This window comes from Variovorax frigidus, from assembly GCF_051216515.1.
Classification (GTDB): Bacteria; Pseudomonadota; Gammaproteobacteria; order Burkholderiales; family Burkholderiaceae_C; genus Variovorax.
Genome location: NZ_JBPJZF010000001.1, coordinates 212,049 through 236,037 on the forward strand (window position 1 = coordinate 212,049; position 23,989 = coordinate 236,037).

The window sequence follows — 23,989 nt, forward strand, 5'->3', positions numbered from 1 at the left end:
ATTTACAGCAAGGCAAAAGGAAATCTCATGATTGCCCAGGAACTGGAAGTCAGCTTGCACATGGCCTTTGTCGAGGCCAGGCAACAGCGCCACGAGTTCATCACGGTAGAGCACCTGCTGCTCGCTTTGCTGGACAACCCGAGTGCCGCGGAAGTACTGCGCGCCTGCTCGGCCAACGTCGACGACCTGCGCGCGTCGTTGACGAATTTCATCAAGGACAACACGCCCCAGGTGGCCGGGACCGACGACGTCGACACCCAGCCGACCCTCGGGTTCCAGCGCGTGATCCAGCGCGCCATCATGCACGTGCAGTCCACCGGCAACGGCAAGAAGGAAGTCACCGGCGCCAACGTGCTGGTCGCGATCTTCGGCGAGAAGGATTCGCACGCGGTGTACTACCTCCACCAGCAGGGCGTGACCCGCCTCGACGTGGTGAACTTCATCGCGCACGGCATCAAGAAGAGCGATCCGCCGGAAGCCGCCAAGGGCAACGCCGAGTCGCCTTCGAACGAGGGCGAGGAAGGCGGCAACGAGAAGAGCGAGAAAGCCTCGCCGCTCGAGCAGTTCACTCAGAACCTCAACCAGATGGCCAAGGACGGCAAGATCGATCCGCTGATCGGCCGCGAGTACGAGGTCGAGCGCGTGATCCAGATCCTGTGCCGCCGGCGCAAGAACAACCCGTTGCTGGTCGGTGAGGCCGGCGTGGGCAAGACCGCGATCGCCGAAGGCCTGGCCTGGCGCATCACGCAGGGCGACGTGCCCGAGATCCTGGCCGAAGCGCAGGTCTACTCGCTCGACATGGGCGCGCTGCTGGCCGGCACCAAGTACCGCGGCGATTTCGAGCAGCGCCTCAAGGGCGTGCTCAAGTCGCTCAAGGACAAGCCGAACGCCATTCTGTTCATCGACGAGATCCACACGCTGATCGGCGCGGGCGCCGCATCGGGCGGCACGCTGGACGCATCGAACCTGCTCAAGCCGGCGCTCTCGAGCGGCCAGCTCAAGTGCATCGGTGCGACCACCTTCACCGAGTACCGCGGCATCTTCGAGAAGGATGCGGCCCTGTCGCGTCGCTTCCAGAAGGTCGACGTGGTCGAGCCGACCGTGCAGGAAACGGTCGACATCCTCAAGGGCCTGAAGTCGCGCTTCGAGGAACACCACGGCGTGAAGTACGCGGTGGCGGCCCTGCAGGCCGCGGCCGAGCTCAGCGCCAAGTACATCAACGACCGCCATCTGCCCGACAAGGCGATCGACGTGATCGACGAGGCCGGTGCGGCCCAGCGCATCCTGGCGCCGAGCAAGCGCAAGAAGACCATCACCAAGGCCGAGGTCGAGGAAATCGTGGCGAAGATCGCGCGCATTCCCCCGGCCAACGTCTCGAACGACGACCGCGGCAAGCTGCAGACGCTCGAACGCGACCTGAAGAGCGTGGTGTTCGGCCAGGACAAGGCGCTCGAAGTGCTGGCCTCGGCCGTCAAGATGGCGCGCTCGGGCCTGGGCAAGGGCGACAAGCCGATCGGCTCCTTCCTGTTCAGCGGCCCCACCGGCGTCGGCAAGACCGAAGCCGCCAAGCAGCTGGCCTACATCATGGGCATCGAGCTCATGCGCTTCGACATGTCGGAGTACATGGAACGCCATGCGGTGAGCCGGCTGATCGGCGCGCCTCCGGGCTACGTCGGTTTCGACCAGGGCGGGCTGCTGACCGAGGCCGTCACCAAAAAGCCGCACGCGGTGCTGCTGCTCGATGAAATCGAGAAGGCGCACCCGGACATCTTCAACGTGCTGCTGCAGGTCATGGACCACGGCACGCTGACGGACAACAACGGACGCAAGGCCGACTTCCGCAACGTCATCATCATCATGACGACCAACGCGGGCGCCGAGACCATGAACAAGGCGACCATCGGCTTCACCAACGCCCGCGAATCGGGCGACGAGATGGCCGACATCAAACGCCTGTTCACGCCCGAGTTCCGCAACCGCCTGGACGCGACCGTGAGCTTCAAGGCACTGGACGAGACGGTCATCCTGCGGGTGGTCGACAAGTTCCTGCTGCAACTCGAGACGCAACTGGCCGAGAAGAAGGTCGACGTCACCTTCACCGATGCGCTGCGCAAGCACTTGGCGAAGAAGGGCTTCGATCCGCTGATGGGTGCACGTCCGATGCAGCGCCTGATCCAGGACACGATCCGTCGTGCACTGGCCGACGAGCTGCTGTTCGGTCGCCTGCAGGATGGCGGCCGCCTGACGGTCGACATCGACGACAAGGACGAAGTCCAGCTGGACATCCAGCCGCTGCCGAAGAAGGAAGGCCGCGGCGCCAAGCCGGAGCCTGAAGAGGCAGCCGCAGGCTGAGCACTGTCTCGGACATGAGGCCAAAGGCCGGTAGCATCGCGCTGCCGGCCTTTTTCTTTGCGCGTCTGTTGCATCGGCCCGCGATCCCTTCCCACCGACTGCACATCGCCCTTGATCCTCCCTCAACTCAGCCAGGAATGGAAAACCGGTCTCTCCCTGGCGTGGAGTGGCTACATCGCCGTGTTGTCCATCTGGATCGTGCTGCAGAAGCGCGCGCCGGTGTCCACCATGAGCTGGATCCTGTCGCTCGCGCTGCTGCCCTTCGCCGGCTTCCTGGTCTATTACTTCCTCGGGCCGCAGCGGCTCAAGAAGCAGCGGCTCAAGCGGTTGCGCAGCCGGGCCATCGCCCAGGCGCCGGCCGACATCGCGCTGCTGCGCGAAGGGGCGGAGAAGGCGCCGCCCGCGTTGCGGCACATGGCGGCGCTGAGCACGGCCGCCTGCGGCATTCCGGTGTCGAGCGCCACCGACGTCGAGTTGCTGTCGGGCGGCGCCCGCACCTTCGACGCGATCTTCGAGGCGGTGCGCGCCGCGCGCCACCACGTTCACCTCGAGTACTACATCTTCGAGCCCGACCGCATCGGCACCGCGCTGCGCGACCTGCTGATCGAGCGCGCACAGCAAGGCGTCACGGTGCGGCTGCTGCTCGACGCGCTGGGCTCCAAGCGCATCGGTCGCAAGTTCATGGCGCCGATGCACGCGGCGGGCATCCACGTCGCACTGTTCCATGAAACCCGCATCGGCCGCCGGCTGCGGCCCGTGACCAACTACCGCACCCACCGCAAGATCGTGGTGTGCGACGGGCATGTGGGCTTCACCGGGGGCGTGAACATCACCGACGAGGAAGACCGCCGCACTCAGCCCGATGCGTACCACGACGTGCACCTGCGCATCGAGGGCAGCGCGGTGCGCTGGCTGCAGACCACCTTCCTCGAGGACTGGAGCTATGCCACCGGCGAGAGTGCGCGCCGCATGGCGGACGAGTCGCTCGAGCAGATGCTGCCGCGCACGGTGGCCGGCGACATCCCCACGCAGATCGTGACCAGCGGCCCCGACAGTTCGCTCGAGGCGATCCACCGCATGCACGTGGAGGCCATCCACTCGGCCAGCCAGCGCGCCTGGCTGACCACGCCTTACTTCGTGCCCGGCGAGCCCGCGCTGATGGCGCTGACCAGCGCGGCGCTGCGCGGCGTCGACGTGCGCCTGATGGTGCCGCGGCGCAGCGATTCGGCCATCGTGAGCGCGGCCGCGCGCTCCTACTACGACGAGCTCATCACGGCCGGCGTCAAGGTGTGGGAGTACAAGGCCCGCATGCTGCACTCCAAGACTTTGGTCGTCGACGACCATTGCGCGATGATCGGCACCGCCAATTTCGACAACCGCAGCTTCCGCCTCAACTTCGAGGTGATGGCGGTGGTGTACGGTCCGGCCCTGGCGCAGCCGCTGGCCGCCCAGTTCGAGACCGACCTGCACAGCGCCGCCGCGGTGCGCCTGAACCGGCCGCAGACCTTCCTGCGCCGCCTGGGCGATTCGGTGGCCCGACTTTTTTCACCCTTGCTCTGACTCCAGCGAACCCATGTCCGCCCACACCTTCCTCTGGCACGACTACGAAACCTTCGGCGCCGTGCCGCGCCGCGATCGCCCCTCGCAGTTCGCCGCCATCCGCACCGATGCCGACCTGAACGAAGTCGGCGAGCCGCTGATGCTCTATTGCCAGCCCGCGCCCGACTACCTGCCCAGCCCCGAGGCCTGCCTGATCACCGGCATCACGCCGCAGCTCGCGCTGGAGCGCGGCGTGCCCGAGCACCAGTTCGCGGCCGAGGTCGAGCGTGTGTTCTCGCAACCCGGCACCATCGGCGTGGGCTACAACACCATCCGCTTCGACGACGAGGTCACGCGCTTCCTGTTCTGGCGCAACCTGATCGACCCCTATGCGCGCGAGTGGCAGAACGATTGCGGCCGCTGGGACCTGCTCGACGTGGTGCGGCTGACCTATGCCTTGCGCCCCGAGGGCATCGAGTGGCCCACCAAGGAAGACGGCAAGCCCAGCTTCAAGCTCGGCGATCTGGCGCGCGCCAACGGCCTGCTGCACGAGGCGGCGCACGATGCGCTGTCCGACGTGCGCGCCACCATCGCGCTGGCCAGGCTGATCCGCGACCGGCAACCCAAGCTGTTCGACTTCGCCTTCGGCCTGCACCGCAAGGACCGCGTGGCGAACGAGCTGGGCCTGCCCGCGACGCGCGAGACCGCGCGGCCCTTCCTGCACGTCTCGGGCATGTTCCCGGCCGAGCGCGGCTGCCTGGCCGTGATGTGGCCGCTGGCCAGCCACCCGACCAACAAGAACGAATTGATCGCCTGGGACCTGGCGCACGACCCGTCGGAGCTGCGCGACCTCGACGTCGAGACCCTGCGCCTGCGCCTTTTCACGCGCAGCGCCGACCTGCCCGAAGGCGTGACGCGGCTGCCGGTGAAAGGCATCCACCTCAACAAGTCGCCGATGGTGGTGGGCAAGCTCAAGACGCTGGCACCGGCGATGGCCGAGCGCTGGAACATCGACATCGAGGCCGCGCTGCGCAATGCCGAGATCGCGGCCGGCCTGCCCGACATGAGCGCCATCTGGCCGCAGGTGTATGCGCGGCCCAAGGAGGCCACACCCGACGTCGACGAGGACCTCTACGGCGGCTTCGTGGGCAATGCCGACCGGCGGCGGCTCAACCAGCTGCGCGAACTGGCGCCGGCCGCGCTCGCAGAGGCTCGCACGGGTTTCGACGACCCGCGGCTCGAGGAAATCTTCTTCCGCTACCGCGCGCGCAACTTCCTGGACACGCTCACGCCGGAAGAGGCCGAGCGCTGGGAAGCGCACCGCGCAGCGCGGCTGCTCGAAGGCGAGGGCGGGGCGCGCAACGTCGACCAGTTCTTTGCCGAGATCGACACTGCGGCAGAGACGGCCGACGAGCGCGGGGAAGAGCTGCTGGGCCTGCTCTACGAGTACGCCGAGGCGATCGCGCCGTCGCCCTGAACCCGCTGCCCGAGCCTCACATCGAGGCTTCGAGCATCTCGCGGTAGTCGTCCCGCGTCGCGAGGCGCGGGTTGGTCTTGTGGCAGTGGTCGGCCATCGCGCCGTCGATCACCTTGTCGAACAGGTCGCGCGTCACGCCCACTTCGGCCAGTCCAGCGGGCAAGCCCAGGCGTCGGCTCATGTCTCGAATCGCATCGCCCAGGTCGCCGGCGGAGTCGAGGTTCATCGCGCGCGCCATGCGCTGCAGGCGCTGCTCCTTCTGCACCGATTCGGCGCCCGCGTTGAAGCGGATCACGGCCGGCAGGAAGAGCGCGTTGAGCGTGCCGTGGTGCAGGCGGGGGTCGACGCCGCCCAGGCTGTGGCTCAGCGAATGCACGCAGCCCAGACCCTTCTGGAAGGCCATCGCGCCCTGCATCGAGGCGCTCATGAGATTGAGCCGGGCTTCGCGGTCGCTGCCGTCCTTGGTCGCGCGTTCGATGTGGGCCCAGGCGCGCTCCAGCCCGTCGAGCGCGATGCCGTCGGCCGGCGGATTGAAGGCTGCCGACATGAAGGTCTCCATGCAATGGGCGATCGCGTCCATGCCGGTCGCGGCCGTGAGCCGGGGCGGCAGGCCGAAGGTGAGTTCGGGGTCGCAGATCGCGGCCTTGGGCAGGATGTGCCAGCTGTGGAAGCCCAGCTTGCGGTGGTCGTCCACGATGATGATCGCGCCGCGCGCCACTTCGCTGCCGGTGCCGCTGGTGGTCGGCACCGCGATCAGCGGCGCGACGTTCTCGGTGATCTTGGGCGAGCCGCCCTCGATGGTCGCGTAGGTCTTGAGCGGCCCCTCATGCGTGGCCGCGATGGCCACTCCCTTGGCGCAGTCGATGGCCGAGCCGCCGCCGACCGCGATCAGCCCGTCGCAACGGCCCGAACGGTACAGGTCGACCGCGGCGCGCACCGCGGCCTCGGTGGGGTTCGAGGGCGTGGCGTCGAACACCGACACCTCCAGGTCGCCGAGCGCGTCCAGCGTGGTCTGCAGGATGCCCGCGGCACGCACGCCGGCGTCGGTCACGATCATCGGGCGGTGGATGCCCACGCGCGCGCACTCGGCGCTGAGCAGGCGGATCGCGCCGAATTCGAACTGGATCTGGGTCAGGTACTGGATGAGGGCCATGGCGGTTGCTTGGGGGGCGGTACGATTTGGAAGCTTGAATCTAGCAACAGGACGCCATCTTGCCCATGAACAAAACCCTTGCCGATGTCACGGCGGGAACACCTTTTCTTGCCACGTCGGCGCACGCGAGGTCCGCATGCTGACCCCGAAGATGGCCAGCGTGGTCGAGCGCATGGCGCGCGCCGGGCATCCGTCGATGGCCACGTTGACTGCGGCCGAGGCCAAGGCCGCGTACGAAAAGGGCGCCGGCGTGCTCGAGGTGCCCAAGCCGGCGCTCGCGCGCATCGAGGACTTCAGCATCGCCGCGCGCGACGGCTTCGCGCTGCCGGCGCGGCTCTACGCGCCCTCGGACGCGGTGCTGCCGGTGCTGGTGTATTTCCACGGCGGGGGCTTCACCGTCGGCAGCATCGCCACGCACGACACGCTGTGCCGTGTGCTCGCGAGCCGCAGCGGTTGCGCGGTGGTTTCGATCGACTACCGGCTCGCGCCCGAACACAAGTTTCCGACCGCCTCCGACGACGCCTGGGACGCGGTGCAGTTCGTGGCCCGCGAGGCCGCCTCGCTGGGGCTCGACGGGGGCCTGCTCGCGCTCGGCGGCGACAGCGCGGGCGGCACGCTGGCCGCGGTGTGCGCGGTGATGGCGCGCGATGCGGGCATTCCGGTGGCGCTGCAGCTGCTGTTCTACCCGGGCACCACCGCGCACCAGGACACGCCCTCGCACGAGCGCTTCGCCTGCGGGCCGCTGCTCGACGAGGCGCTGATCAGCTGGTTCTTCGGTCAGTACGTGCGCAGCCCGGCCGACCGCGACGACTGGCGCTTCGCGCCGCTCAACGCCGACGATGTCGAGGGCGTCGCGCCGGCCTGGATCGGGCTGGCCGAAGCCGATCCGCTGGTCGACGAAGGCATCGCCTATGCTGACAAGCTGCGCGCCGCCGGGGTCCCGGTCGACCTGGAGATCTACCGCGGCGTGATCCACGAATTCGTCAAGATGGGCCGCGCCGTGCCCGAGGCGCTGCAGGCCCATGCCGATGCCGCCAACGCCCTGAAGGAGGCCCTGAACCCATGACCGAAACGCTTTCCCGCGGCGACTTCCGCTTCTTCCACCGGCTGCGTGTGCGCTGGGCCGAAGTCGACATGCAGAAGATCGTCTTCAATGCCCACTACCTGATGTACTTCGACACCGCGATGTCGGACTACTGGCGTGCGCTGGCCTTGCCCTACGAGGCCTCGATGGAGTCGCTCGAAGGCGATCTCTACGTGAAGAAGGCGACGATCGAATTCAACGCCTCGGCGCGCATGGACGACGCGCTCGACGTGGGCATGAAATGCGTGCGCGTCGGCACCTCGTCGATCGTGTTCCGCGGCGGCCTGTTCCGCGGCGACGAGCTGCTGGTCACCAGCGAGCTGGTCTACGTCTTCGCCGACCCGGCCACGCAGACCTCGCGGCCGGTGCCCGATGCGCTGCGCGCGATCTTCAGCGCCTACGAGGCCGGCGAGCCGATGTTCACGGTCGAAACCGGCGACTGGCAAGCGCTGGGCAGCGGCGCGGGCGCGATCCGGCGCGCGGTGTTCGTGCAGGAGCAGCGCATCCCCGAAACGCTCGAGTGGGACGAACACGATGCGACCGCGCTGCATGCGGTGGCGCGCAACCGGTTGGGCCGGGTGATCGGCACCGCGCGCCTGCTGAGCGAAGCACCCGGCGTGGGGCGCATCGGGCGCATGGCCGTGCACCGCAACCTGCGCGGCGGCGGCCAGGGCGCGGCGGTGCTGCGCGCGCTCGAGGCCGCGGCAAAGGCGCGCGGCGACCGCGAGATCACGCTGCATGCGCAGCGCAGCGCCGAGGCCTTCTACCGTCGCCTGGGCTATGCGCCGCACGGCGCGCCTTTCGAAGAGGCCGGCATCGCGCACATCGAGATGCGCCGCACGCTCGACTGAAGAAGAACGCGCGATGCGCCTGCGCACCAAGATCATCACGCTCGCGGTGGTGCCGCTCGTGGTGGCGCTGCTGCTGGTGGCCACCGCGGTGCGCCACCAGGAGCGCGAGCTGGCGGCGCGCGAGCGTGCGCTGGTCGAACTGAGCCTGCTGTCGCAGCGGCGCTCCGAGCTGCGCAGCTACGTCGAGCTGGCGGTCAGTACGGTGCGCCCGCTCTACGACACCGGCCGTGACGACGAACAGACGCGCAACGAGGCGCTGCGCCGGCTGGCCGCGCTCGACTACGGCAACGACGGCTACTTCTTCGTCTACGACATGGACGGGCGTTCGCTGATGCACTCGCGCCAGCACGAGCTCGAGGGCCAGAACCTCTGGGAGCTGCGCGATTCGCAGGGCCGGGCGACGATCCAGGACCTGGTCGGCCAGGTGCGCAAGGGCGGCGGCTACGTCGAGTACGAGTGGCGCAAGCCCTCGAGCGCGCAGATGGCGCCCAAGCTCGGCTACATCACCTCGCTGCCGCGCTGGAACTGGATGCTGGGCACTGGGCTGTACCTCGACGACGTCGAAGCCGCGGTGCAGTCGCTGCAGCACCAGGTGAGCGAGAACGTCACGACCACCATGCTGTGGATCGCGGCCATCGCCGCCGTGTGCCTGGGCGTGGTGAGCGCGGGCGGGCTGCTGCTCAACCTCAGCGAGCACCGGGTGTCCGAAGCCCGGCTGCGCCTGCTCGCGCGGCAGGTGGTGCAGTCGCAGGAAGACGAGCGCGGCCACCTGGCGCGCGAACTGCACGACGGCATCAGCCAGACGCTGGTGTCGGCCAAGCTGCTGATCGAATCGGCGGTCGACACGCTCGAGCGCGGGCAGCAGGCCACGCCGCCGGCCCTGCCCAAGGCGCTGTCGCGGCTCAACGATTCGCTGTCGGAGGTCCGGCGTATCTCGCACCGGCTGCGGCCCGCGCTGCTCGACACGCTGGGCCTGCCGGCTGCGCTCGAGCGGCTGGGCGACGAATTCGGCGAGGAGGCGCCGTTGCGCGTGCAGGTGCATGCCGAGGGCACGGCGATCGAGCTGCCGGAAGACGTGAAGACCGCGCTGTTCCGCGTGGCGCAAGAGGCGCTGACCAACGTGCACAAGCACGCAGAGGCGAGCCAGGTCACGCTGGCGCTGGCCTTCGGGCGGGCCAGCGTGCGGCTGACGGTGCAGGACGACGGCCGGGGTTTCGACGAGGCCGCGCTGAGCGGGGACCCGCGCCGCGGCATCGGCCTGCGCAACATGCGCGAACGCATGGACGCGATCGGCGGCATGCTCGACGTGCAGGCCGGGGAGGGCGGCACCCGCATCGTCGCGGCGGCGCCGGTCACAATCGCACGCGCCGCATGACCGAATCCCCGCCCGTCCGCCTCTTCCTCGTCGACGACCATCCGCTGGTGCGCGACGGCCTGCGCGCGCGGCTGGGCCCGTTGCCGGGGCTGGCGATTGTGGGCGAGGCCGGCTCGGCGCAGGAGGCGATCGCGCAGGTCGCCATGCTCCAGCCCGACCTGGTGCTCACCGACGTGGGCATGAAGGACATGAACGGCATCGAACTCGCCGGCGTGCTGCTGGAACGCCAGCCCGGTCTGCACATCGTGATGCTGAGCATGTACGACAACCCCGAGTACGTGCAGCGCGCGCTGCAGGCGGGTGCGCGCGGCTATGTGCTCAAGGATGCGCCGGCGGGCGAGATCGTGGCGGCGATCCAGGCCGTGACGGCGGGCGGGACCTTCCTGAGTCCGGCGGTGTCGCAGCGGCTGTTCCGCAACCAGTCGCAGCGGCCGACGCTCACCCCGCGCGAAAGCGAGATCCTCACGGCGCTGGGCCGCGGCGAATCGAGCAAGCAGATCGCACGCGACCTCGACCTCAGCGTGCGCACGGTCGAGGCGCATCGGCAGAGCATCAAGCGCCGGCTCGGCATCGAGGGGCAGGCCGAGCTCATCAAGTACGCGGTGGAACACGCGCGCCAGTTCGGGAACAGCTGAGCCCATCCTTGAAGTAAAGGGTTATCCCTTAGGCAATACCGCGCAGGATGGTCGCGCGTTGAGACGGATGGCAGATGCGCCCCGGCCGGGAACACTCCAGAAACTTTTTTCTGGAGACAAACCGATGCAAAGCATCCGACGCCACCTGGTGTGGCTCGTCATCGCGATCGTGGGCGCCTTCGCGCTCGGCACCGTCGCACTTTCGCGCGGTGAAGCGATCAGCGCGCTGTGGATCGTGGTGGCCGCGCTCTGCGTCTACCTGATCGCCTACCGCTACTACAGCCTGTTCATCGCCGACAAGGTGCTGGGCCTGGACGGCACCCGCAAGACGCCCGCGCACCGCCACAACGACGGCCTGGACTACGTGCCGACCGACAAGAACGTGCTGTTCGGCCACCACTTCGCGGCCATCGCCGGTGCCGGTCCGCTGGTGGGTCCGGTGCTCGCGGCGCAGATGGGCTACCTGCCCGGCCTGCTGTGGATCCTGGCGGGCGTGGTGTTCGCGGGCGCGGTGCAGGACTTCATCGTGCTGTTCATCTCGACGCGCCGCGACGGCCGTTCGCTGGGCGACCTGATCAAGCAGGAGATGGGCATCGTGCCGGGCATGATCGCGCTGTTCGGCACCTTCATGATCATGATCATCATCCTGGCGGTGCTGGCGCTGATCGTGGTGAAGGCGCTGGCCGAATCGCCCTGGGGCACCTTCACCGTCGGGGCGACGATTCCGGTCGCGCTCTTCATGGGCGTGTACCTGCGGTACCTGCGGCCGGGCCGCATCGGCGAGGTCTCGGTGATCGGTTTCGTGCTGCTGATGCTCGCGATCTTCGGCGGGCAGGCGGTCAGCCAGCACCCCGACTGGGCCGCGCTCTTCACCTTCGACGGCAAGGCGCTGACCTGGATGCTGATCGGCTACGGCTTCATCGCCGCCACGCTGCCGGTCTGGCTGCTGCTCGCGCCGCGCGACTACCTGTCGACCTTCCTGAAGATCGGCACCATCCTGGCGCTGGCCGTGGGCATCGTGTTCGTCGCGCCGACGCTGCAGATGCCGGCCGTCACGCAGTTCGCGCAGGGCAACGGCCCGGTCTGGTCGGGCAGCCTGTTCCCCTTCCTGTTCATCACCATCGCCTGCGGCGCGGTGTCGGGTTTCCATGCGCTGATCTCCTCGGGCACCACGCCCAAGATGATCGACAACGAGCGCCACATGCGCTTCATCGGCTACGGCGGCATGCTGGCCGAATCCTTCGTTGCCGTGATGGCGCTGGTCGCGGCCTCGTGCATCGAGCCCGGCATCTACTTCGCGATGAACAGCCCGGCCGCGCTGGTCGGCAACACGCCGGCCACCGTCGCGCAGACCATCTCGAGCTGGGGCTTCGTGGTGACGCCCGAGATGCTGATCCAGACCGCCAAGGACGTGGGCGAGACCACCATTCTCGGACGCACCGGCGGCGCGCCGACGCTGGCCGTGGGCATGGCGCACATCCTGCACCAGGCGCTGGGCGGCCCGGGCATGATGGCCTTCTGGTACCACTTCGCGATCCTGTTCGAGGCGCTGTTCATCCTGACCGCGGTAGACGCAGGCACGCGTGCCGGCCGCTTCATGCTGCAGGACCTGCTGGGCAGCTTCGTGCCCGCGCTGGGTCGCACCGATTCGCTGCCGGCCAACCTGTTCGCCACCGGGCTCACGGTCGCGGCCTGGGGCTACTTCCTCTACCAGGGCGTGGTCGACCCGCTGGGCGGCATCAACACGCTGTGGCCGCTGTTCGGCATCTCGAACCAGATGCTCGCGGCCGTGGCGCTGATGCTGGGCACGGTGGTGCTGTTCCGCATGAAGCGCGAGCGCTATGCTTGGGTGGCACTGGTGCCCACCGTCTGGCTGCTGGCCTGCACGCTGACGGCCGGCTGGCTCAAGATCTTCTCGCCGGACCCGAAGGTCGGCTTCCTCTCGCATGCCGCGAAGTACGCCGACGGCCTGGCCCAGGGCGTGCTGATCGCGCCGGCCAAGACGCCCGAGGCGATGTCGCGCATCGTCTTCAACGACCGGCTCGACGCCGCGCTGTGCGCGCTGTTCATCTTCGTGGTGCTGAGCGTGCTGGTCTACAGCGTGAAGGCCTGCCTGGCCGCGCGCCGCGTGAACCGGCCGACGGTGCACGAGACGCCTTACGAAGCCTTCGAACCGGCGCGCACCTGATGCTGAACTCGGGCATGAGCCTGCCGGAGGCGGGCCGCTACCTCGGCCGCTCGCTGGCCCAGTCGCTGCGGCTGATGGTGGGCCAGCCCGACTACGGCGCCTACCTGCGGCACATGGCGGCCACGCACCCCGACCAGGCGCCGATGAACGAGGTCGCCTTCTTCCGCGAGCGGGAGCAGGCGCGCTACGGCGGCGGCAAGGGGCGCTGCTGCTGATGAAAAAACGGCGCCCGAGGGCGCCGTTCTGCATGGGACGGGCCGTTGCCTAGATGTCGGCCAGCAGCGGGTAGGGCAGGGGCTCGACCGTGAGCGCCGGGCCTTGCGCGCTCACCGCATGCAGCGCACCGGCTTCGAGCGCCGCGATCTGCATCGACACCAGCGCGGCCCAGCGGCCGTCGGGTGCCGCGGCCGCCTGCACGACGGTGCCGACCGGCTGCTCCGCGTCGCTGGCCGCGAAGACTTCCTGGCCGGCCTCGACCGGCGCGTCGGCGGTGACCACATAGGTACGGCGCTTGAGCGTGCCGCGGAACTGGCTGCGCGCAACGATCTCCTGGCCCGGGTAGCAACCCTTCTTGAAGTTCACGCCGCCCACCGATTCGAAGTTGAGCATCTGCGGTACGAAGGCATCGAGCACCGGCGTGCTCAAGGTCGCGATGCCGCTGCGCACCTCGCTCCAGGGCCAGAGCGCGGCGTCCAGCGCGGGGCCGGTCGGCGCGGGCGCGGCGACCGGTGCGATCCACAGCGCGCGCGGCACGCCGTCGGCCGGGTAAAGCGGCACGATGCCGATCTCGTCTTCGCCGTCGGGCACGGCGCGCGCGATGCGTGCGCCGACCGGTGCCGCGGCATCGACGCCGTTGGCGGCCAATGCCGATCCGGCGAGGCCGAACAGCGCGGTCGATTCGCTGGCGTCGCTGAGCTTCACCTTGGCGCGCAGCACGTACATCGACAGCTTCTTGAGCGTGACGGCGAGGATGTCACGGCTGCAGACCAGCAGCACCAGGTCGGCCCGCGGGCGCACGCCGATGAAGCTCGCGATCATCCGGCCCTTGGCGGTGCAGAGAGCCGCCAGCCGCGCCTCGGCGGGTTCGAGCAGCGCGAAGTCCTGCGTCAATTGGCCGTGCAGGAAGCTCGCGGCATCCGGGCCCTCGGCGCGGATCACGCCCAGGTGGGGGAGGGGAGTTACACCATTCAGGAGGGCAGAGGTCATCGCTGAATTATCATGGCCGCACGCCATCCGTTCGACCCGCAGGGCTACCGCGCGGACTCGACTTTCAGGGCACTGTGCCCCTCTTCATTTCTCCCTGTTCCCTTGCGCCGCTTCTTCCTCACGATCTTCCTTTTGTGCGCCGTTGCCGCGCTGGGCGCGGGCGCCTGGGGCCTGTGGTGGGTGAACCGCCCGCTCGACCTCGCAGCCCCCAACGTCGACCTGTCCGTGGAGCCCGGCACCACGCCGCGCGGCGTGGCCGAAGCGGTGGCTGCGGCCGGCACCCGGGTGCAGCCGCAACTGCTCTACGCCTGGTTCCGCTTCTCGGGCCAGGATCGCCAGATCCGCGCCGGCAGCTACGAACTCGAGCGCGGTGTGACCCCACGCACGCTGCTCAACATGCTGGTGCGCGGCGAGGAGGCCACGCGCAGCCTGGTGCTGGTCGAGGGCTGGAATTTCCGGCAGGTGCGCGCCGCGCTGGCCAAGGCCGACCAGCTCAAGCCCGAAACGGTGGGCGAGGCCGACGCGGCGCTGATGGCGCGGCTCGGCAAGCCCGGCGTGCATCCGGAAGGTCGCTTCTTCCCCGACACCTACACCTACTCGAAGGGCTCGACCGACTTCGCCGTGCTGCAGCGCGCGATGCGGGCCATGGACAAGAAGCTCGACGCGGCCTGGGCCGCACGCGCCAATGATTTGCCGCTGAAAACGTCCGATGAGTTGCTGATTCTGGCCAGCATTGTCGAAAAGGAGACAGGCCAGGCCAAGGACCGCCCCGAAGTTGCGGCGGTCTTCGTGAACCGGCTGCGCATCGGCATGCCGCTGCAGACCGACCCGACGGTGATCTACGGCATGGGCACGGCCTACGAAGGCAACCTGCGCAAGAAGGACCTGCAGACCGACACGCCCTGGAACACCTACACCCGCGGCGGCCTGCCGCCCACGCCCATCGCCATGCCGGGCAAGGCGGCGCTGCTGGCCACGATCCAGCCGGCGCAGAGCAAGTCGCTGTATTTCGTCTCGCGCGGCGACGGCTCGAGCCAGTTCAGCGCCACGCTGGACGATCACAACCGGGCCGTGAACCGCTACCAGCGCGGCATCGAATCCAAACCCAGGAACAACGGACCATGAGCGGACTTTTCCTGACGCTGGAAGGCATCGACGGCGCGGGCAAGTCGAGCCACATCGACGCGCTCGAGGCGCTGTTCAAGACCGCCGGCCGCACGGTCACGCGCACGCGTGAACCCGGCGGCACGCCGCTGGCCGAAACGCTGCGCGGGCTGATCCTGTCGCAGCCGATGGATGCGCTGACCGAGTCGCTGCTGGTCTTCGCGGCACGCCGCGACCACATCGTGAACGTGATCGCGCCTGCGCTGGCGCGTGGCGAGGTGGTGCTGTGCGACCGCTTCACCGACGCGACCTTCGCCTACCAGGGTGCCGGCCGCGGCTTCGACCTTGCCGTGCTCGGCACGCTCGAGCGCTGGGTGCAGGCAGGGCAGGGGGCCGAAGGCGGTGAGGCCTTGCTGCAGCCCGACCTCACCTTCTGGTTCGACTTGAAGCCCGAAGTCGCCGCGGCCCGGTTGGCCGGCGCGCGCCTGCCCGACAAGTTCGAAGCCCAGCCCGTCGCCTTCTTCCAGCAGGTCGCGGCCGGCTATGCCGAGCGCGCGAAGGCGCCGCGCTTCGCGCGCATCGACGCCGACCGGCCGCGCGACCAGGTCTGGCAACAGGTCGAAGCCGTGCTGCGCCAACGCGGACTGATTGCATGACGCCGCCGCTGTCCCCGTGGCTCGTCCGCCCGCTGTCCGACCTGTTGCGCCAGCGCGGCCATGCCTGGCTGCTGCAAGGCCCTTCCGGCCTGGGCCAATACGATCTGGCGATGGCGTTGGCCTCGGCCTGGCTGTGCGAGACGCCGACCGCGCAGGGCGCTTGCGGCCACTGCACCAGCTGCCATGCGATCGAGGTCCGCACCCATGCCGACCTGTGCGTGCTGATGCCCGAGACGGCCATGATGGAGCTCGGCTGGCCGCTCGACGAAAAGGCGCAGGCCGACATCGACGACAAGAAACGCAAGGCCAGCCGCGAGATTCGTGTGGAAGCGATGCGCGATGCGGTCGGCTTCGCCCAGCGCACCAGCGCGCGTGGGCGCGGCAAGGTGGTGTTCGTCTATCCGGCCGAGCGCATGAACGCGATCACGGCCAACGCCTTGCTCAAGACCCTGGAAGAGCCGGTGGGCGATGTGCGCTTCGTGCTCGCCAGCGAGGCCGCCTGGCAGTTGCTGCCGACCATCCGCAGCCGCTGCCTGGGTTTCACGCTGCCGTGGCCCGAGCCGGCGGAGGCGGTCGACTGGCTGGTCGCGCACGCGGTGTCGGCGGCCGATGCGCCGGCCTTGCTGCGTGCGGCGGGCGGCCGGCCCAGCGACGCCTTGCGCTTGGCACGCAGCGGCGCTTCGCCCAAGGCCTGGTCGCTGCTGCCCAAGGCCATGCAGCGCGGCGAGGTCTCAGCGCTGACGGACCAGGCACCGGCGCAAGCCATCGGCGCGCTGCAGAAACTGTGTCATGACCTGATGGCCGTCGGCAGCGGGGCCGAGCCCCGGTTCTTCGCCGCCGGCGAGCTGCCGCCGGCGCCGTCGGACGTCGCACTGGCGCGCTGGTCCAAGTCCCTGGCGGCGGCGGCCCGTACCGCCGAGCATCCGTTCAATGCGGGCCTGATGCTGGAAGCGCTTGTGAGCGAGGCGCGAAGCACCCTAAACTCCGCCCGACGCCCATGAACATCCCCACCAGCCCCGCCACCGCGCCCCAACGGCCCAGCGTGATCCAGCTGGCGATCAAGGAGAAGGGCGCGCTCTATGCGGCCTACATCCCCTTGTTCGCCGAAGGCGGCATCTTCATTCCCACCTCGCGCGAGTACCGGCTGGGCGACGACGTCTATGTGCTGCTGACCCTGCCGGACGACCCGCAGCGCTACCCCGTGGCCGGCAAGGTCGCCTGGATCACGCCGGCCCGCGCGGCCGGCAGCCGCGCCCCCGGCGTCGGCGTGCGCTTCCCGGCCGACGAAAAATCGCGCCAGCTCAAGGCCCGCATCGAGGAAGCCCTGGGCGGCTCGATGGCCTCCGACCGCCCCACCCAGACCATCTGAGCCACCGCCGCGCGACCCGGGTCGCGCGCGCTGCGATGGCCTCTTCATTTCCGCAGCAGCCGTACCGATGTTCACCGACTCCCATTGCCATCTCACCTTTCCGGAATTCGCTTTGGAGATGCCGCAGATCCGCGCCGCCATGGCGGCCGCACAGGTCGACCGCGCGCTGTGCATCTGCACCAAGCTGGAGGAGTTCGCCGACGTGCAGGCGCTGGCCGCGCAATACGACAACTTCTGGGCCAGCGTCGGCGTGCATCCCGACAACGAGGACATCGCCGAGCCCAGCATCGAGGACCTGGTGCGGCGTGCGGCGCTGCCCAAGGTCGTGGCCATCGGCGAGACCGGCCTCGACTACTACCAGATGGAAGAGCGCAAGGGTGGCCGCAGCATCGCCGACATGGCATGGCAGCGCGACCGCTTCCGGGTGCACATCCGCGCCGCGCAGCAGGTGCGCATGCCGCTGGTGATCCACACCCGCGAGGCCTCGGCCGACACGCTGGCGATCCTCAAGGAGGAGGGCGAGGACGGCACGGGGCAGGCCGCCGGGGGCGTGTTCCATTGCTTCACCGAAACGGCCGAAGTCGCCCGCGCCGCGCTCGATCTCGGCTTCTACATCTCCTTCTCGGGCATCCTGACCTTCAAGAAGGCGCAGGACCTGCGCGACGTGGCGGCATTCGTGCCGCTCGACCGCATGCTGATCGAGACCGACAGCCCGTACCTGGCGCCGGTGCCTTACCGCGGCAAGACCAACAATCCGTCTTACGTGCCCTTCGTGGCACAGCAGATCGCGCAGCTGCGGCAATTGCCCGTCGAAGCGATCGCGGCGGCCACCAGCCAGAACTTCGAGACGCTCTTTGCGGGCGTGAAAACTTGAGAACTCACATGAAGAAATTCGTCTATCTTTTTGTTTTATTGGTATCTTTTTCCGCCAGTGCCGACTCGTTCGATGATTTCTTCCGGGCCGTGCGCGGCGACAACGCCAGTGGCGTGCAGTCGCTCCTGAACCGGGGCTTCGACCCGAACACGCGCGATGCCAACGGGCTCACGGGCCTGCTGATCGCGGTCCGTGAACCTTCGCCGAAGGTGATCGACGTGCTGCTGTCGTCGCCCAAGACCAACGTCGAGTCGCGCAATGCCAGCGATGAAAGCCCGCTGATGCTCGCCGCCATCAAGGGCCAGAAGGACCTGGTCGTCAAGCTCATGGCGCGCGACGCCGACATCAACAAGCCGGGCTGGACGCCATTGCACTACGCGGCGTCGAGTGGCCAGGTGGAGATCATGAAGCTGCTGCTCGACAAGTACGCCTTCATCGATGCCCAGTCGCCCAACGGCACCACGCCGTTGATGATGGCGGCGATGTACGGCTCGCTCGAGAGCGTGAAGCTGCTGCTAGAGGAGGGCGCCGATCCGCTGATGAAGAACCAGCAAGGGCTGACGGCCGTGCAGTTCGCGCAGCGTGCGCAGCGGCAGGATGCGGCCGATGTGCTGGCTGCAGCGGTGCGCAGCAAGCAGCCGAATGCGGGCAAGTGGTAAGCAAGACTATCGCTTCACCAACAACCCACGCAGCAGTAACTCCAGCGCAGCCACGCCTCGCGCCAGTCTTGCATCGCCGTCATCACCATCTGCGATCCAGAGCGCCGCTTCGGCCAGGCTGCCGTAGATCAGCGATGCCAGTGCCTGTGGATCGGCCTCGGCCACCATGCCCTGCTGGATAAGGTCGTCAATCAGACCTTGCATCGACTCGACGCAATGGCGTTGCGACTCGGGTGAGGCCCCACCCAGCACGGCCCTGGCGTCGCGCAGCACGATGCGCTGGATTTCCGGCTCCAGCGCCATCTCCAGATAGGCGCTGCATCGCCTGCGAAAGCCTTCCCAGGCGTCCTCGGCGCTGTCGGAGATGGCTTGCAGTCGCGTATCCATCTCGGCGTCGATCTGCTCCACGGCCGCCGCCAGCAAGCCCTTCTTGTCGCCGAAATGGTGATAGAGCGCGCCACGGGTCAGGCCGGCCTGCGCAGTGAGGTCGTCCATCGAAGTGTCAGCGTAGCCGCGCTCGCTGAAGACCTTGCGGGCGGTCGCGAGCAATGTGGCTCGGGTTTCTTCCATCTCGACGCGGGTGCGGCGGACCATCCGTTCTCCTTGCATACGAACCGTATGATTATTTACAAACACTTCGTATGAATATAGAATGATATTCATACGGAGTGTTTGTATTTTCGCCGCATTGCCTTGTCATGGCAAATGGGGCGCCCACGGAGAGCGAAATGGCCAACCTTTATCGAGAACTTTTCGCCGCGCCTGGCACCAGGGGATTTGCCCTGGCCGGCCTGCTGGCGCGGATTCCGCTGCCGATGACGGGCATCGGCATCATCACGATGCTGTCGCAACTGCGCGGCAGCTTTGCACTGGCGGGGGCCGTATCCGCCACCTTCGTGCTGACCTACGCGCTGCTGTCCCCGCAGGTCTCCCGGCTGGTGGATCGACATGGACAAGGCCGCGTGTTACCCGCAGCCACGGCCATCAGCGTCGTCGGCCTGCTGCTTTTGCTCGCCGGCTCCTGGCGGCTGGCACCCGACTGGACGCTGTTCCTGGGGGCCTTGCTGGCGGGTTGCATGCCCAGCATGTCGGCGATGGTGCGGGCGCGTTGGACGGCGTTGTACCGGGGCCAGCCACACTTGCAAACGGCTTATTCGCTGGAAACAGTGCTCGATGAAGTCACTTTCATCGCCGGGCCGCCGCTGGCGGTAGGGCTTTCCGTGGTGGTATCGCCCCAGGCCGGCCCGCTCGGAGCGGCGCTGTTGCTGATCCTGGGTGTGTTCGCTCTGGTCGTGCAGCGGGGCACCGAACCGCCGGTCGACACGCAAGACGCCGCCGCCGAGGGTTCGGGATCGGTGATCCGATTGGCGAACGTGCGACTGCTGGCGCTGCTGATGGTCGCAATGGGCGTCATCGTCGGCACGGTGGACATCGTCAGCGTGGCCTTTGCCGAACAACAGGGCCAGCCGGCTGCGGCCAGTCTCGTCTTGTCGGCCTACGCCGCTGGTTCCTGCCTGGCCGGGCTGTTGTTCGGCGCGCTCAAGCTGCAAACGCCATTGCACCGGCTGCTGTTGCTGGGCGGTGTGGTGACGGCGGTAACCACGTTGCCCTTGCTGCTGGTGGGCAGCATTCCCGCGCTGGCTGGTGCCGTGCTGGTCGCCGGGCTGTCCTTCGCTCCCACCATGATCGTGGCGATGTCGCTGGTCGAGCGCCTGGTGCCGGAGCGCCGGCTGACCGAAGGCATGACCTGGCTGCTGGCTGGGTTGAACGTCGGCGTGGCGCTGGGCGCGGCAGGATCCGGCCAGTTGGTGGATGACGGCGGGGCACGCGCCGGATTCACCGTCGCGCTGTGCGCTGGGGTGGCTGTGCTGCTGGTGGCGCTATGGGGGCATCGGCGCCTGCACGCGCACGGCTCGCCATTATTAGGTGCCGCGTGATGGCGGCTCACCCCGTTTCATCATTTCAAGGGCTTGAGCCATGAGCACATTTTCATCTGCGTCCGACGGGGCCTCGGCCCGACATCCTTGGCTGGCTGTGGTGGCTGTCGGTCTTGCCACTTTCTCCGTCGTGACGACGGAAATGCTTCCGGTCGGGCTGCTGACACCCATCGCCGACACGCTGGACATTTCCACCGGAACCGCCAGCCTGACGATTTCGCTGCCCGCGTTGCTCGCAGCATTGTTCGCGCCGCTGGTGGTGATCGCGTCCGGCGGCATGGACCGGCGCAGGATTCTGTGCGGATTGCTGGGACTGCTGGTGATCGCCAACCTGGCATCGGCTCTGGCACCGAGCCTGGGTTGGATGTTGGCCGCCCGAGTGCTGGTCGGCTTCTGCATGGGGGGCATATGGGCCATTGCCGGTGGCCTGGCTGCCCGGCTGGTTCCGGGTCACGCGATCGGCTTGGCAACATCCATCATCTTCGGCGGAGTGGCGGCCGCATCCGTGCTGGGCGTACCACTCGGGGCGCTGATCGGCGATTTCGCCGGATGGCGCTGGGCCTTCGGCAGCATGGCATTGTTCAGTGGCGGGGTGCTGGTGCTTCATCTTGCCGTCGTTCCTGCGCTGCCTGTTGCCAGCTCGGCCACCGTACGCCAGTTCCTCGAGCAGCTCGGCAACCGCAGCTTGCAAGCCGGGCTGATCCTGACGCTGCTGCTGGTGGCCAGCCACTTCATGGCTTTCACCTTCGTGCGCCCGTTGCTGTTGTCGGTGTCGGGATTCGATCCGCAATGGATCGGCGCACTGCTGTTCGGCTACGGCATTGCGGGCATCGCCGGCAACTTCCTGGCAGGCATCGTCGCGGCACGCAGTACGGTGCTGACCCTGACGGCGATTGCGCTGGGGCTGCTGCTGACGCCGGTGCTGTTCCTGACCATCGCCAGCTCCCACACGGGCGGTGCGGCGGCAATGCTGGTCTGGGGGCTGGCTTATGGCGGTGTGTCGGTCGGCCTGATGACCTGGATGATGAAAGCCGCGCCGCGTGCCGTTGAGATCGCCGCCGCGCTGTATGTGGGCGTGTTCAATGTCGGCATTGCGTTGGGGTCGTGGACGGGCGGTCAGGTCGTGGATGGATGGGGTCTGACAGGCAATCTCTGGTTGGCGTGTGGATTGGCCGCTGTCGCATTGCTGGTGATGCTGGGTGTCGGCATCAGCGAACAGAAGGCGAAAACCAGCCGACAGGTAGCTACGCCCAGCCGGTCGCCATGCGAATAATACAATGTATATTATGTTAAATATCTGAAGCTCACCTGCCTGGTCCAACCCCGAGCCGCTGGCCCGTCGTCCTCCCGGAACGCCTCCCGCGAGACCGCGTCGCCGTTCTAATGCATCGCTTCCGGCAACAGTGTCAGACCAGAGCGTTGTTCGAACGCCTGGTAGCTGATGGGCTTCAGGCTGTGCGTTCCGGCGCGGTTGACCGTCCAGTACGCCCAGGCCCGCCCATCGGCGCTGCTGTAGACCACCTTCCAGGTGTGGCCCGGAACCCAGACCTTGCCTGGGCCGATCTTGGTCGGCTGTCGATCGAAACTGGCCCCGGTGAACACGTAGACGGCGCCATTTGCGCGCGCCGCGTACTTGCGCGTCGATTGCTCGATCTGGTTCCAGGCACCCTGGTTGAGTTCGGGCGCCTGGGGAACCATGTTCGCCAGCGAGAAGGACTGGGCCTTCGCGGCGCTGCTGGGCATGTCGCCGGCCGGCGAAAGATGGCCGCGGTCGTAGCCGCTGCCGGCGTAGTCGACAAGCTGTGCGCGATCGGCTGCCGGCAGTCGCGCTTCGGGATAGAAGCGATCCACGCGCCGGATGCCTTTCGCGGCTTCGACGCTGGCGCGTGTGAGTTTCTGGACCGTGTAGATCGGTGTCTTGCTCTCGCCCGAGTACAAGGCTGCAAATCCGTCAAAGCATAAAGCTCGCTGTCGGCCTGGCCACGTGACGGTCGGCGGGTGGCCGGGAAAATGCTGTGGGCACTGTGCGAAGCCCTCGACCGCGGCGCGTGGACGAGCCGCAGGTTCAATGGAAGCCGATGGGGGTGTCGTCGAAGGTTCCAGGCTGCAACCTGGAACCTGTACCGCGGCAACCACCGCAAACACGACGCAAAGCATGCTTCTGCGCATGAGCCGCGTGGCATCGCCACGCCGCCGGGCAGCTCTCTTCGTTCTCAAATCAAACCTCGGTTTTCGCTGGCACTTCGCCAACGCATTCGTCAAAAAAAGGGTGAGCCCATGCGGGTTTCGCTGCAGCAGGTGCAGTTCCCCGGGTGCGCGTCCTGGATTCACATCACACGCGCGGCGCCAGGCTTTCGGCGCGATCGATCGATCGCCACGATTTTCTCGCGTTGCATCACACGACGTCGGCGGATCGCCCTCCTCCGCGCCATGTCATGCCCGCGGATCGCCTCGCAGCAATTGACATGCCTTCGGGGGCGCAGTAGCTTGTGGGCCCGCTGCGAGCGTGCGGCTCACTGAAGTTCAGGAGACACCATGACCGGCAAGAACACGATCTGTCTTTGGTACGACGGCACTGCGATGGAGGCCGCCCAGTTCTATGCCAAAACCTTCCCCGACAGCGCCGTCGGCGCCGTCCATCACGCACCGGGTGACTATCCAGACGGCCGGCAAGGCGACGTGCTGGTTGTCGAGTTCACTGTTGTCGGTATCCCGTGCATCGGGTTGAACGGCGGCCCGCAGTTCAAGCACAGCGAGGCTTTCTCTTTTCAGATCGCGACCGATGACCAGGTCGAGACGGACCGCCTTTGGAACGCGATCGTCAGCAATGGCGGCCAGGAAAGCGAGTGCGGCTGGTGCAAGGATCGGTGGGGCCTGTCCTGGCAGATCACCCCCAGGATCCTCATGGCATCGCTTGCGAACCCGGATCGTGCAGCAGCCAAGCGGGCATTCGACGCGATGATGACCATGAGGAAGATCGACATCGCTGCGATAGAAGCCGCACTCGCAGGCTGAGGTGCTTATGCGATCCGATCCGCCGAGCCGTGGCAATGGGACTCGCGAAGCCTCTCGGCCCAGGCGGTTCACCACGATGAATCGCGTGCCTGACCGATGCTGTTTCGGCGATCGCCTTGGGAAGCCCCTGCCCTGCCCCTGCGCCGGCCCGCCGTCGCAAATGCCAGATGTGTCGAAATACCCGATTTGGAAGAGTCAAATGACAAAGGATGTGAATGAATTAACAAGTGCGAACATCTCCCTTGAGACCGCTTGGGCCTCGGCATCAGACTGCGTTTTTCAATAAAGGACAGCGATGGCATCGGGCATCTCCAGCGCATTGGCCGTAAAGGAACTGGAGCTCGGCGAGTTTCATTGGATCCTGCTGCATGAGGAGGAGTCCGCGGACGAACTCCTGAGCTACACGCCGCAGCGGTTCAGCGAACCCTTCTCGGACCCTGCGGCGGCCTGGGCGGCAGGCTACCTGGTGCTCAGGGCCATGCTGCGCAGGCATTGGTCTTAAGGTTCGACCCGGT

At 67.6% G+C, this 23,989-nt stretch carries 23 protein-coding genes; 19 read left to right on the top strand and 4 right to left on the bottom strand.

The window, feature by feature from the left end:
• Positions 1-27: 27 nt before the first annotated feature.
• From clpA to sbcB, 3 genes are all read left to right on the top strand, one after another.
• Positions 28-2,352, top strand: coding sequence for an ATP-dependent Clp protease ATP-binding subunit ClpA (gene clpA / locus ACSFBC_RS00960; RefSeq protein WP_435508440.1), 2,325 nt, complete (start codon positions 28-30; stop codon positions 2,350-2,352).
• A 111-nt stretch (positions 2,353-2,463) separates the two neighbouring features.
• Entirely contained in the window at positions 2,464-3,912 is a 1,449-nt protein-coding gene (cls, locus tag ACSFBC_RS00965) for a cardiolipin synthase (protein ID WP_435508441.1), read from the top strand.
• 13 nt (positions 3,913-3,925) lie between these two features.
• Positions 3,926-5,368: an exodeoxyribonuclease I gene (sbcB, locus tag ACSFBC_RS00970; RefSeq protein WP_435508442.1), complete on the top strand. Its 1,443-nt coding sequence runs from the start codon at positions 3,926-3,928 to the stop codon at positions 5,366-5,368.
• Positions 5,369-5,384: 16 nt separating this feature from the next.
• Here the strand turns inward: sbcB and ACSFBC_RS00975 are convergent, their stop codons facing one another.
• Complete coding sequence (locus tag ACSFBC_RS00975) at positions 5,385-6,521, bottom strand: iron-containing alcohol dehydrogenase (RefSeq protein WP_435508443.1); 1,137 nt, start codon at positions 6,519-6,521, stop codon at positions 5,385-5,387.
• 136 nt (positions 6,522-6,657) lie between these two features.
• Here ACSFBC_RS00975 and ACSFBC_RS00980 point away from each other — a divergent pair, with 136 nt between their 5' ends.
• The 6 genes from ACSFBC_RS00980 (at position 6,658) to ACSFBC_RS01005 (ending at position 12,869) form a co-directional block, all read left to right on the top strand.
• Entirely contained in the window at positions 6,658-7,587 is a 930-nt protein-coding gene (locus ACSFBC_RS00980) for an alpha/beta hydrolase (protein WP_435508444.1), read from the top strand.
• Positions 7,584-8,456 carry a YbgC/FadM family acyl-CoA thioesterase gene (locus ACSFBC_RS00985; RefSeq protein ID WP_435508445.1) on the top strand — a complete coding sequence of 291 codons (873 nt, stop codon included), beginning with the start codon at positions 7,584-7,586 and terminating at the stop codon, positions 8,454-8,456. The genes ACSFBC_RS00980 and ACSFBC_RS00985 overlap by 4 nt, the downstream gene beginning before the upstream one ends.
• A gap of 13 nt (positions 8,457-8,469) precedes the next feature.
• Positions 8,470-9,831 carry a cache domain-containing protein gene (locus ACSFBC_RS00990; protein ID WP_435508446.1) on the top strand — a complete coding sequence of 454 codons (1,362 nt, stop codon included), beginning with the start codon at positions 8,470-8,472 and terminating at the stop codon, positions 9,829-9,831.
• Positions 9,828-10,466: a response regulator gene (locus tag ACSFBC_RS00995; protein ID WP_435508447.1), complete on the top strand. Its 639-nt coding sequence runs from the start codon at positions 9,828-9,830 to the stop codon at positions 10,464-10,466. Before ACSFBC_RS00990 ends, ACSFBC_RS00995 begins: the two co-directional genes overlap by 4 nt.
• Positions 10,467-10,590: 124 nt before the next feature.
• Positions 10,591-12,654 carry a carbon starvation CstA family protein gene (locus ACSFBC_RS01000; RefSeq protein WP_435508448.1) on the top strand — a complete coding sequence of 688 codons (2,064 nt, stop codon included), beginning with the start codon at positions 10,591-10,593 and terminating at the stop codon, positions 12,652-12,654.
• Entirely contained in the window at positions 12,654-12,869 is a 216-nt protein-coding gene (locus ACSFBC_RS01005) for a YbdD/YjiX family protein (RefSeq protein WP_435508449.1), read from the top strand. Before ACSFBC_RS01000 ends, ACSFBC_RS01005 begins: the two co-directional genes overlap by 1 nt.
• A 49-nt stretch (positions 12,870-12,918) precedes the next feature.
• Here ACSFBC_RS01005 and ygfZ read toward each other — a convergent pair whose 3' ends face one another.
• Entirely contained in the window at positions 12,919-13,860 is a 942-nt protein-coding gene (ygfZ, locus tag ACSFBC_RS01010) for a CAF17-like 4Fe-4S cluster assembly/insertion protein YgfZ (RefSeq protein ID WP_435508450.1), read from the bottom strand.
• A gap of 102 nt (positions 13,861-13,962) precedes the next feature.
• On the opposite strand from ygfZ, the gene mltG reads away from it, so the two are divergent.
• From mltG to ACSFBC_RS01040, 6 genes are all read left to right on the top strand, one after another.
• A complete protein-coding gene (gene mltG, locus ACSFBC_RS01015; RefSeq protein WP_435509238.1) occupies positions 13,963-14,985 on the top strand; it encodes an endolytic transglycosylase MltG in 1,023 nt (340 codons plus the stop codon).
• Complete coding sequence (gene tmk, locus ACSFBC_RS01020; RefSeq protein ID WP_435508451.1) at positions 14,982-15,620, top strand: dTMP kinase; 639 nt, start codon at positions 14,982-14,984, stop codon at positions 15,618-15,620. Before mltG ends, tmk begins: the two co-directional genes overlap by 4 nt.
• Entirely contained in the window at positions 15,617-16,621 is a 1,005-nt protein-coding gene (locus tag ACSFBC_RS01025; protein ID WP_435508452.1) for a DNA polymerase III subunit delta', read from the top strand. The genes tmk and ACSFBC_RS01025 overlap by 4 nt, the downstream gene beginning before the upstream one ends.
• A complete protein-coding gene (locus ACSFBC_RS01030; RefSeq protein ID WP_435508453.1) occupies positions 16,618-16,989 on the top strand; it encodes a PilZ domain-containing protein in 372 nt (123 codons plus the stop codon). The genes ACSFBC_RS01025 and ACSFBC_RS01030 overlap by 4 nt, the downstream gene beginning before the upstream one ends.
• Before the next feature lie 67 nt (positions 16,990-17,056).
• Positions 17,057-17,863: a TatD family hydrolase gene (locus ACSFBC_RS01035; protein ID WP_435508454.1), complete on the top strand. Its 807-nt coding sequence runs from the start codon at positions 17,057-17,059 to the stop codon at positions 17,861-17,863.
• Positions 17,860-18,522, top strand: coding sequence for an ankyrin repeat domain-containing protein (locus ACSFBC_RS01040; RefSeq protein WP_435508455.1), 663 nt, complete (start codon positions 17,860-17,862; stop codon positions 18,520-18,522). Before ACSFBC_RS01035 ends, ACSFBC_RS01040 begins: the two co-directional genes overlap by 4 nt.
• A gap of 6 nt (positions 18,523-18,528) precedes the next feature.
• On the opposite strand, the gene ACSFBC_RS01045 is transcribed toward ACSFBC_RS01040, so the two are convergent.
• Entirely contained in the window at positions 18,529-19,116 is a 588-nt protein-coding gene (locus ACSFBC_RS01045) for a TetR/AcrR family transcriptional regulator (protein ID WP_435508456.1), read from the bottom strand.
• Between the two features lie 134 nt (positions 19,117-19,250).
• Here ACSFBC_RS01045 and ACSFBC_RS01050 point away from each other — a divergent pair, with 134 nt between their 5' ends.
• Together ACSFBC_RS01050 and ACSFBC_RS01055 are read left to right on the top strand one after the other, a co-directional pair.
• Entirely contained in the window at positions 19,251-20,459 is a 1,209-nt protein-coding gene (locus ACSFBC_RS01050) for an MFS transporter (RefSeq protein ID WP_435508457.1), read from the top strand.
• Between the two features lie 40 nt (positions 20,460-20,499).
• Positions 20,500-21,732 (top strand): MFS transporter, encoded by a 1,233-nt coding sequence (locus ACSFBC_RS01055; protein WP_435508458.1) that lies wholly within the window; start codon positions 20,500-20,502, stop codon positions 21,730-21,732.
• Between the two features lie 107 nt (positions 21,733-21,839).
• On the opposite strand, the gene ACSFBC_RS01060 is transcribed toward ACSFBC_RS01055, so the two are convergent.
• Entirely contained in the window at positions 21,840-22,529 is a 690-nt protein-coding gene (locus ACSFBC_RS01060; protein ID WP_435509239.1) for a DNA/RNA non-specific endonuclease, read from the bottom strand.
• A 465-nt stretch (positions 22,530-22,994) separates the two neighbouring features.
• Here ACSFBC_RS01060 and ACSFBC_RS01065 point away from each other — a divergent pair, with 465 nt between their 5' ends.
• A complete protein-coding gene (locus ACSFBC_RS01065) occupies positions 22,995-23,474 on the top strand; it encodes a VOC family protein (protein ID WP_435508459.1) in 480 nt (159 codons plus the stop codon).
• A gap of 295 nt (positions 23,475-23,769) precedes the next feature.
• Complete coding sequence (locus tag ACSFBC_RS01070) at positions 23,770-23,976, top strand: hypothetical protein (protein WP_435508460.1); 207 nt, start codon at positions 23,770-23,772, stop codon at positions 23,974-23,976.
• Positions 23,977-23,989: the final 13 nt, after the last annotated feature.